Source organism: Sphingomonas sp. PAMC 26605, from assembly GCF_000241485.1.
In the GTDB taxonomy this organism is placed as follows: Bacteria; Pseudomonadota; Alphaproteobacteria; order Sphingomonadales; family Sphingomonadaceae; genus Sphingomonas.
The window spans coordinates 1,781,387-1,790,644 of the sequence record NZ_JH584241.1 but is presented as its reverse complement, the minus strand read 5'-3'; the positions used below and the strand labels follow the sequence as shown (position 1 = coordinate 1,790,644).

The 9,258-nt window shown below is 70.4% G+C and carries 9 protein-coding genes; 5 read left to right on the top strand and 4 right to left on the bottom strand.

The window, feature by feature from the left end; genetic code table 11:
• Positions 1 to 105 precede the first annotated feature (105 nt).
• Positions 106 to 441, bottom strand: a complete 336-nt coding sequence (locus RH90_RS08245) for a hypothetical protein (protein ID WP_010185052.1) — start codon at positions 439 to 441, stop codon at positions 106 to 108.
• Between the two features lie 135 nt (positions 442 to 576).
• Between RH90_RS08245 and RH90_RS08240 the strand changes: the two genes are divergently transcribed.
• Positions 577 to 795 (top strand): lipase chaperone, encoded by a 219-nt coding sequence (locus tag RH90_RS08240; RefSeq protein ID WP_010185051.1) that lies wholly within the window; start codon positions 577 to 579, stop codon positions 793 to 795.
• Entirely contained in the window at positions 792 to 2,606 is a 1,815-nt protein-coding gene (locus tag RH90_RS08235; RefSeq protein WP_010185050.1) for a hypothetical protein, read from the top strand. The genes RH90_RS08240 and RH90_RS08235 overlap by 4 nt, the downstream gene beginning before the upstream one ends.
• Here the strand turns inward: RH90_RS08235 and RH90_RS08230 are convergent.
• The 3 genes from RH90_RS08230 to flgE are packed head-to-tail and all read right to left on the bottom strand — an operon-like array spanning position 2,590 to position 6,915.
• Entirely contained in the window at positions 2,590 to 3,498 is a 909-nt protein-coding gene (locus tag RH90_RS08230) for a flagellin (protein WP_010185048.1), read from the bottom strand. The two genes, RH90_RS08235 and RH90_RS08230, sit on opposite strands and share 17 nt — an antisense overlap.
• An 11-nt stretch (positions 3,499 to 3,509) precedes the next feature.
• A complete protein-coding gene (gene flgK / locus RH90_RS08225; protein ID WP_010185047.1) occupies positions 3,510 to 5,597 on the bottom strand; it encodes a flagellar hook-associated protein FlgK in 2,088 nt (695 codons plus the stop codon).
• Positions 5,598 to 5,613: 16 nt separating this feature from the next.
• Positions 5,614 to 6,915 carry a flagellar hook protein FlgE gene (gene flgE / locus RH90_RS08220; protein ID WP_198283396.1) on the bottom strand — a complete coding sequence of 434 codons (1,302 nt, stop codon included), beginning with the start codon at positions 6,913 to 6,915 and terminating at the stop codon, positions 5,614 to 5,616.
• A 199-nt stretch (positions 6,916 to 7,114) separates the two neighbouring features.
• Between flgE and RH90_RS08215 the strand changes: the two genes are divergently transcribed.
• The 3 genes from RH90_RS08215 to RH90_RS23920 all read left to right on the top strand — a co-directional run.
• Positions 7,115 to 7,516: a flagellar biosynthesis repressor FlbT gene (locus tag RH90_RS08215; RefSeq protein WP_010185043.1), complete on the top strand. Its 402-nt coding sequence runs from the start codon at positions 7,115 to 7,117 to the stop codon at positions 7,514 to 7,516.
• Positions 7,517 to 7,526: 10 nt separating this feature from the next.
• Positions 7,527 to 8,852, top strand: coding sequence for a flagellar protein export ATPase FliI (fliI, locus tag RH90_RS08210; protein ID WP_010185042.1), 1,326 nt, complete (start codon positions 7,527 to 7,529; stop codon positions 8,850 to 8,852).
• Positions 8,849 to 9,258: flagellar FliJ family protein (locus RH90_RS23920; RefSeq protein WP_010185041.1), on the top strand; the 410-nt coding region annotated here is incomplete at its 3' end. The genes fliI and RH90_RS23920, both read left to right, overlap by 4 nt.

Here is a 9,258-nt window from a genome sequence, read left to right as displayed (position 1 = left end):
CGTGGCGGCGGATGCGCCATCGGCATCCCCCTCACCCTTCCCATCCGCAAGAGCGGATGGGCCCCTTCCCTCTCCCACAAGGGGAGAGGGAGATTGTCTTACGCCTCATCCCCTTCGCGCCATCACCTCGACGAGCAGGACGCGCTCGACGCCGGAATCCTGCGCCTTCAACGCCTGCGTCAGCTGGCCCGAAAGCTGCGCGGCGTCGACCGGCAGCAACGGCGAGGCATAGAGACGTCCGAATTCGAGCGTCGTTGCGAGCGCGGTCGCGCGCAGCACCGGCATCGCCGCGCCGAGCCGCGTCGCTGCCGCCGGATCGACCGCCTTCAGCACGATCGTGATGCCGAGCGATCCCGTACTGCGTGCGCCGTCGATGATCGGGACGCGCAGCGGCGCGAGCGGCACGAAGGCGGGCGCGGACTCGGCCGCTTCGCTCGCCATCAGCAAAGGCGCTGCGCCCGCTAAGGCGAGGATGGGGATACAAAAGCGTCGCATATCGGTCCCGGACAAGGCGCGGATACGGCGCCGGAGCAGGGCGCGCTCTCCTATAATAGAAGAAACCGAGCGGAGCCGTGCATGAGCCATGATCAGAAGCCGTCGCGGGTGCGGCTCGTTTCGAGCGGCGCCGTCGGGGCCCCGGCCACGCGCCCTGCTGGAGCCACCGCGACGACAGCCGCAGAGGCTGCGTCCGCGCCCGCGAAGAAGCCGGGCCTTTCGCCAATCGTGTTCGCGATCCTGTTCATCCTCGGATGCGCGCTGGGGGGCGCCGCGCTGCCGGTGTTGCACTTGCTGTGATCGCGCTGCGCGTAACGCTGCTTGCCGCTGCGGCACTGGCCCAGGCGCCGGCGTCCTCCCCTTCGCCACCATCCCCCGCGCCCGCACTCCCAGCTAGATCGACCGGCGCGGCGACGACCCCGCGGCTGCCGGGCTTTTCGGCCGAGCTCGCCAACCGCCCGCTCGCGCTCGGCCCACAGGCGTGGCGCGTGATTCCGAGCGCCGATGCGTGGCGCGCGATCGCGCGCGCGACGCCAGCCACGCGCCAGTCGGCGCGCTGGGACTATGCCGCGAGCATGCTCGCACAGGCGCGCGGCGCCGAGGCGTCGGGCGTGCTCAGCGTGATGCGCGGCGACGATCCCGATCTCGATCTCGTCCCGGCCTTCACGCTCGCGCGCGGCGCGGCGCTGGCGATGGCGGGGCGGAGCCTCGAGGCGCTGACGCTGCTCAGCCGCGACGAGCTCGCCCGCGCTTCCGAAGCCTGTGCGTGGCGGCTGCGCGCGCTCGCCGACAGCCATGACCCCGCGCGCACGGTCGGCGAAGTGGCGTGCGCGCTCCCCGCGATCAACGCGCGCACCGGGGCGCAGCGGCGTCCCTTCGTCATCGCCGCGGCGCAGGCCGCGCTCGAGATCGAGCGCCCGCGCGTCGCGCTCGGCTGGCTCGGCGCAATGCCCGATGCCGACCCGGTGGCGAACCTGTGGCGCGGTCGCGCATATCTCGCGCTCCACCAGCTCGATCTCGCGCGGCTGCGCTTCGGGCGCGCAGCGCTTGCCAGCGATCCGGTCGGCAGAAGCGCGGCGCGGCTCGGGCTGATCGAAGTCCAGATCCCGCCAAGCGGCCCCGTTCCCACGGCCGCAGCCGCGGCGCTCGACGATTTCCTCTTCGCCTGGCGCGGCGGCGCGGTCGAGGAGCGCGCGCTGCGGCTCTCGCTCGCGATCGCCGATCGGCGCCACGATCTGCGCCGCGGCCTGCTCGCCGGCGCGACGCTGTTCCGCTATTTCCCGCCCGGGCCCAGCACCGCGCCGATCCTTGCCGCCACCCAGGCGCGGCTCGCCCAGGCGCTCGCGCCGGGCGGCGGGCTGCGACTCGATCAGGCGGCGGGGCTCTATTGGGAGTATCGCGACCTCGCGCCCGCCGGTGCCGAAGGCGATACGCTGGTGAACACGCTCGCCGATCGGCTGCAGGCGGCCGGCCTCTATGCCCGCGCCGCGCAATTGCTCAGCTATCAATTGAACGCGCGCGCGCAGGACGTCGCGCAAGGCCCGCTCTCCGCGCGGGTCGCGCGGCTGTTCGTCCTCGCGGGGCAGCCTGCCGCCGCGATCAAGACGCTGCGGCTGACCGACGCGACACCCTATCCGCAGCCGATGCAGATCGAGCGCCGCCGCGTCGAGGCGGTCGCGCTCCATCTCCTCGGCCGCGATGCCGAGGCGCTCGCGGTGCTCGAGGACATTCCCGGCGGGCAGGCGGTGCAGCAGGAATTGCTGTGGCAACGCCGCGACTGGAAGGGCCTGCTGACGCACGACGGCGCGCTGCTGCCCGCATCACGCGGACTCGACAGCGTGCAGCAGGTCGTCGTGCTGCGCCACGCGGTCGCGCTGGCGATGCTCGACCGACAGAGCGATCTCGCACGGTTGCACGCGCGCTATGCCAAGGCGTTCGCCGCCTTGCCGAGCGCGGCGGCGTTCGACGCGCTGACCAAGCCGGGCGCCCCGCGCAACCTCGATCTGGTGAGCAAGGCGCTCGCGGCGCTGCCCAATGCCAGCCCGGCCGGCGCGACCGCGGATCTGATCGACGCCGCGCCCAAGCAGCCCGTCGCTACTTCAAGAAGTTGACGAGGCTGAGCCCGGCGATCTTGCTGAACGCCGAATAGCTGATCTGCAGCTGCGTCTGCTGATTGGCGAGCGTCGTCGCGACCTTGCTCAGATCCGCATCCTGCGTTTCGGAGATGACGCTCTGCATCCGCGTCACGCTGTCCTTGGCCTGCTGCTCGAGCGTCTGGAGCTGCGCCTGGCGCTGGCCGTTCGCCGCGTTGAGCGACCGGATTCCGGTGAGCGCGGTGCTGATCTGATCGACCGCCTTGGCCATCGCCGCTTCCTGCGTCTTGGTCGGCGTCGCGCTGATCGTCCCCGCGCTCGCCAGGGTCTGGAAGGCGGTGAGCAGCTGCGTGCCGAGCTGGCGCGCGGTGATGCCGTAGGTCATGTCGCGATGATCGGCGACGCGCGCCGAGGCGAGCACGTCGTCGTTGGAGAACGCCTGCTCCGCGCTCAGCCCGACCGACGCCTGAAGCGTCTGCGGAACGAAGGGTGTGCCATCGGTCTGCGATCCGCCGAACAAGGCGCCGCCCCCGCCTTGCGCGTTGAGCGCATCGCGGAAGCTGGTGAAGGCGTCCTCGATCGTCGTCTGCAGACCCGCGGTCGTCCCCGCGCCCGATGCGCCGGTCAGCGCCTGCTGCAGGTTGGTGGCGAGGCTGTCGATGCTGGAGATGTGCGTATCGTACAGCGCGAGCGTGGTGCCGAGCGCGTTCGAGGTAGCGACATAGGCCTGCTGCCGCGCGACCACGCTGTGCGCCGAGAGCATCGGCACCGCCGCCGCGCCCAGCCCGCTGAGCGTCGGCGCGACCTCGCCCGAGGCGATCTGCGCCGAGCTTGCCGCAATGCCGCGCTGGATCCGGTCCATTGCGTCGACCAGCGTCGCCTGGACCGAGGAGGAACTGATCGTCGTCATCGTCTGCCCTTTCAGCCCACCATCGCGATGAGCGTGTCGTACATCTGCGTGGTCGTCGTCATCACCCGCGCGGCCGCGGAATAGCTATTCTGCAGCGCCACCATCTTCGCCAGCTCGTCGTCGAGATTGACGCCCGAATAGCTGTCGCGCGCGTTGGTCGCGTCGCTGACCTGCGCCTTGGCGGTGGTCTGGCGGGTCTGCGCGGTGGCGGTCTGCGACGCGATCCCGGCGAGCATCTGCTGTGCGCGCTGCTGCACCGCGATCTGTGCGTCGGCGGTCGGCGTTCCCATCGCGCTGATCAGGGCGGCGGCGTTGCGGCTGTCGCCCGCGCCGATCGCCACGCTGCCGACCACCGCATCCGTCTGCAAGCGTGCGAGCGGGAGCAGCGCGGGATCGGCGGCGATGTCGGGACGGATCCGCGCGGTGGCGAGGCCGCTCGTCGTGCCCGACAGCTGCGTGATCGCCGAAAGCGATTGGCCGGTGTCGCCACGCCCGGTCGAATCGGACGGTATGACGATCGTCGCGCCGGCCGAATTGGCGTCGGGCTGGAACGCGATCCAGCCGCCGGCATCGAGCGCGAAGCTGCCATATTTGCCGAGCGCGCTCTGGTTGAGTTTCGTGACGACGTCACCGAACGTCTCTCCGCTCGCCGCGGTCAAGGTATAGGCGGCGAGCTGCTTCCCCGATGGCTGACGCAGCACGATGCTGGTCGTCTGGCCGGTCGCGAAATCGGTCGGATCGCTGGCCGCGAAGCCCGGTGGGGCACTCGTCCCCACATCGCTCTGCACGATATCGTTGAGCGCGAAGACCTGCGCGAAACCCGCGCCGCCGCGGCTGCTCGGTGTCGTCGGGTCCTGCGCGACGACGACGCCGTCGCCGGCCTTGGCCGCACTGATCGTCAGCCGCCCCTGTGCGAATTTGGCGGTGCCCGCCCCGCCCAGCCCGGCATTGATCGCATCGACCGCATCGGCGATGGTGGCGTTGGCGCCGAGCGCGCTGAAGTCGATCCGCGTCTGCGCGACCAGCGTCCCCTTGGCCGAGGTCACCGCAAAAACCGCCGCCCCGCTGAAACCCAGCCGGTCGCTCGCGGTGAGCGCGGTCTGCGCGCCGTTCAGCGTATTGGGCGCAGGCACGCTGGTGCCTTGGTTCGACGCGGCGTTCAGCGCATTCGCAAAGCTGGTAAAGAGCGCGCCGAGCTGGCCTTGGACCGCGGGGAGCGTCCCGTCGCGCAGACCGATCAAACCGCCGACCTGCCCGCCCGCCGCAACCCCCAGCGTCTCGCCGGTGCTCGCCCCGGGATTGCCCGCGGCATCGGCGAAGCGCACGTCGATCGGGGCGTAATTGGCTTGCGCGGTGCCGTCCGGCGTCGAGGCATAGACCAGCTGGCGCGGGCGCTGATCGAGCAGGGTGGTGCCCGAGGTCGAACTGATCGACACCGCCCCGCTCGGCTGCGTCGCGACCTGGATCGCGATCAGCCCGCTCAGCGTCTGGATCGCCGCGTCGCGCTGGTCGAGCGCGCCCGCGCCCGATTGCCCCGCCGCGTGCTGGCTCGCCACGAGGCCGTTGAGCGAGGAAATCTGCATCAGCAGATCGTTGACCTGCGCGACTGTGCCCCCGAGCTGGCCATCGACGCTCGCCTGCAGTCCGGCGACGCTGGTGCCGAGATGCTGCAGCGCGCCGATCGCATCCTGCACCGTGCCGACGAACGCGCTGCTCGACGCCGAGCCCGGCGCCGCGGTGGTGAGCGCGATCGCCGCGCTGTTGACCGCGTCGAACTGCGTGGTCAGCGCCTGGCTCGATCCGGGCGTGCCGAGCAAGCCATCGAGCTGGCCGAGATAGTCGGCGGTCACCTGTGCGCCGCCAAGGCCGCCTTGCCGCGCATAGACGGTCGATTGCAGGAACTGGCTCGCGACGCGCTGCGGGTTGCCGACGGTGACGCCGGTGATCGTCCCGGCGGTGACGCTGGTCGACAGCGACGTCTCCTCGCGGACATAGCCGGGCGTGTTGACGTTCGCGATTTTGTTCGAGATCGTCTTGAGCCCGGCCTGCGCGGCGCCCAGGCCCGACAAGGCCGAAGACAGGATATCGTTGAGCGCCACGCCGCGATCCCCCGTCTTACTGCTTCAGCGCGCCGAGTTCCTGCAGCATCTGGTCGACCGTGCTGACGATCTTCGACGAGGCGCTATAGGCGCGCTGGAACTTGATCATGTTGGTGAATTCGGTTGCGAGGTCGACCGTCGAGCTCTCTAGCGTCTCGGGCGAGATGCTGCCGGCGCCGAGCACGCCCGGCGTGTTGAGCGCGACATTGCCCGAGGCGTTCGACAGTTCGTACGCATTGCCGCTGAGGCTCGCGAGCCCGTCGGGATTGGGGAAGGTCGCGACGGGCAATTGGTACACCGGGCGCGCGGTGCCGTTGTCGAACACAGCGCTGACGACGCCGCTCTTCGAGATGCTGATCGAGGAGATGTTGTTGAGCTGCCCGCCGTCGACGGTCGAGGAGATCACCGCCGACGCACTGCCGAACTGCGTCACCCCGTCGAGCCCGCCGTTCGATCCGAGCCTGAGCGTGATCGGCAGCGCGCCCGCGCCGTTGGTCCAGCCGGGCGTGACCGGCGCGAACAAAGCGGCGGTGCTGGCGGTGCGGTCGAGGCTGCCGTCGGCGTTGAACTGCAGCGTCCCGCTCGCCAGCACGCCGCCCGCGGCGCCGACATCGCTCGCCGGCACGGCATAGACCTCGGCCGCCCATTGGTTGGTGCCGGTCTTGAGGAAGGCGGTGGTGACGCTGTGGGCGTTGCCCTGCTGGTCGTAGACTTCGACCGTCTGCGAGAAATTCGGGGCGACCGCACCGCTTGCCAGATTGCCGCTGGCATAAGTGCCGGCATAGGCCGTAGCGGTCGAATCGAGATTGGCGCGCAGCGCGACCGAGGTCGTCGCCGCCGCGGTGCCGACCAGGTTGCTCACGCGGACCGACTGCAGCGCGCCGAGACTCCCGGTGTTGACGAAGCCGCCCTGCGCGTCGAGCGGCCAGCCCTGCAGATAATAGCCCGCGGCGTTCTTGAGATAGCCGTCCTGATCGGGCGTGAACGATCCCGCGCGGGTATAAGCGACCTTGCTGCCGGCATCGGTCGCGGCGCGCGTGACGAAGAAGCCTGCGCCGTTGATGCCGAGATCGGTGCTGCTGTTGGTGGTCTGCAGCATGCCCTGCTGCGAGATCAGCGATTGCGGCGCCGCCATCACCCCGCTCGCCTCGTAATGGCCGCGCGTGGTGCTGCCCGAGACGAGCGTGCTGAACTGCGTGACGACGCCCTTGTAGCCGACGGTGTTGAGGTTGCTGATATTGTCCGACACCGCGGCCATCGCGGTCGCTTCGGCATTGAGGCCGGAAACCCCGGCGGTAAGGGCGGAATAAAGGTTCACGATCGTCTCCTGCACGCGCGCGCCACCCCGCCGGAAGCGCGGGGGCATTCCTCGCATTCTAGAGCGCGCGCGCCGCGGCCGGGCGCGCCGCGTGCGATAATTCGCGGCGGAAAATATTGCCTAGTCGCGCCGTGTCGCGCTGCACGCTTCCTATAATCGGAGGAACCGCAATGCCGAACCGGCGTGTCGAGGGTAGCCGATGAGCCTCAGGATTTCGTTGCGCGACGGCGAGAAGATGATCGTCAACGGCGCCATCTTCCGTGCTTCGGGACGAACCGACCTGATGATCGAGAACCCCGCGGCGGTGCTGCGCGGACGCGACATCATGACGCCCGACGAGGCGGTGACGCCCGCGCAGAAACTCTATTTCGCGTGCATGATGGCCTATATCCATCCCGACGGGCTTGCGACGCACCAGGCCGAAATCCTCGGCGCGTTGCGCGCGCTGATGGCGGCGCTGCCGACCGAGCATGCGCAGACGCTGTGCGTCCAGTTCGCGACGCACGTCGCCTCGTCCGATTTCTATAAGGCGCTCGCGCCGTGCCGCCGTCTGATCGCGCTCGAACGCGATCTGCTCGAGCCCGTGCACGGCACCGCCTAAGCCGCGCGCCGTGCACAGCCTGACCGCCGCCGCGAACGCGCTCGAAGCGCGCAGTCCCGACGAACGCTTCGGCCGCGTCGTCGCGGTGCGCGGCGCGCTGATCGAGGTCGCCGGGCTCGGCGGCACGGCTCAGATCGGCTCGCGCATCCAGATCGAGACGCGCGACGAGACGATCGAGGCCGAAGTCACCGGGCTCGACGGCGACGTCGCGCACTGCCTGCCGTTCAGCGATCCGCACGGCCTCGCCTCGGGTGCGCTCGCCTATCTCTCGGCGAGCGCGTTCGCCTTGCGGCCGAGCAATGCCTGGCTCGGGCGGATGGTCGACGGGCTCGGCCGGCCGATCGACGAGCGCGGGCCGTTGCGGCCCGGCCCGGATCGCCGCCCGATCAAGGCCTCGCCCCCGCCCGCCGCGACGCGCGCGCGGATCGGCGAACGGATCGCCACCGGGGTGCGCGCGCTCGATCTGTTCGTGCCGCTGTGCGCCGGGCAGCGGCTCGGGCTGTTCGCCGGCTCGGGGGTCGGCAAGTCGGTGCTGCTGGCGATGCTCGCGCGCTGGACCGAATGCGATGTCGCGGTGATCGGCCTGGTCGGCGAGCGCGGGCGCGAAGTGCAGGATTTCGTGCTCGACGATCTCGGCGCCGAGGGCCTCGCGCGCAGCGTGGTCGTCGTCGCCACATCGGATCAGCCCGCGCTGATGCGCCGCCAGGCGGCGTGGACCACGCTCGCCATCGCCGAGCATTTCCGCGCGCAGGGGTTGCACGTGTTGTGCCTGATGGATTCGGTCACGCGCTTCGCGATGGCGCAGCGCGAGATCGGCCTCGCCAATGGCGAGCCGCCCGCGACCAAGGGCTATACGCCGACGGTGTTCGCCGAGCTCCCGCGGCTGCTCGAGCGCGCCGGACCGGGCGTGGCGGGCGAAGGCGCGATCACCGCGGTGTTCACCGTGCTGGTCGATGGCGACGACCATAACGAGCCCGTCGCCGACGCGGTGCGCGGCATTCTCGACGGCCATGTCGTGATCACCCGGCGGATCGCCGAGCGCGGCCGCTATCCGGCGATCGACGTGCTCAAATCGGTCTCGCGCACGCTGCCCGGCTGCCTTCCGCCCGCACAGAATGCGGTGCGGATGCAGGCGCGCGCGCTGCTCGCCACCTATGCCGATATGGAGGAAATGGTGCGGCTCGGCGCGTACAAGCTCGGGGCGAGCCCCGAAGTCGATGCCGCGGTTGCGATCGCACCGCAGATCGAGACGCTGCTGAAGCAGGACAAGACGTCGCCGGGTGCGCTCGACGCAGACTTTGCCCGCCTTGCCGAACTGGTCGGAGCGCCGGCATGACGACCCCCTATGATGCCGCAATGCGGGTCATCCGGCGCGAGGTCGATGATATGCGGCTGGTAATCGGCGAAGCCGCGCAGCGGCTCGTCGCGCTCGAGCAGGCGCGCCACGCGCTCGGCGCGAGCCTTCGCCGCGAGGCACGCGTCGCCGATGTGATGGTCGATGCGATGATCGTACCGACGCAGAGCTATTTCGCCCAGCTCCGCGCGCGCCAGACCGAGGCCGCGCACGCCATTCGGGACGCCGATGCCGGGCTCGCTGCGCTCCGGCACCAGGCGCGCGAACGCTATGCGCGGCTCAAGACGATCGAAACCGCCGCCGCGGACTATCGCGCCGCGCACGCCACCGCGCTGGCGACCGCCGAGCAGGGCCATGCCGACGACATGGCCGCCGCGCGCTTCCTGCG

Bases quoted from the DNA above. Each gene is read 5' to 3' on its own strand.
- RH90_RS08245 (WP_010185052.1), bottom strand. From the start codon at position 441: ATGGCGAGCGAAGCGGCCGAGTCCGCGCCCGCCTTCGTGCCGCTCGCG.
- RH90_RS08240 (WP_010185051.1), top strand. From the start codon at position 577: ATGAGCCATGATCAGAAGCCGTCGCGGGTGCGGCTCGTTTCGAGCGGC.
- RH90_RS08230 (WP_010185048.1), bottom strand. From the start codon at position 3,498: ATGACGACGATCAGTTCCTCCTCGGTCCAGGCGACGCTGGTCGACGCA.
- RH90_RS08215 (WP_010185043.1), top strand. From the start codon at position 7,115: ATGAGCCTCAGGATTTCGTTGCGCGACGGCGAGAAGATGATCGTCAAC.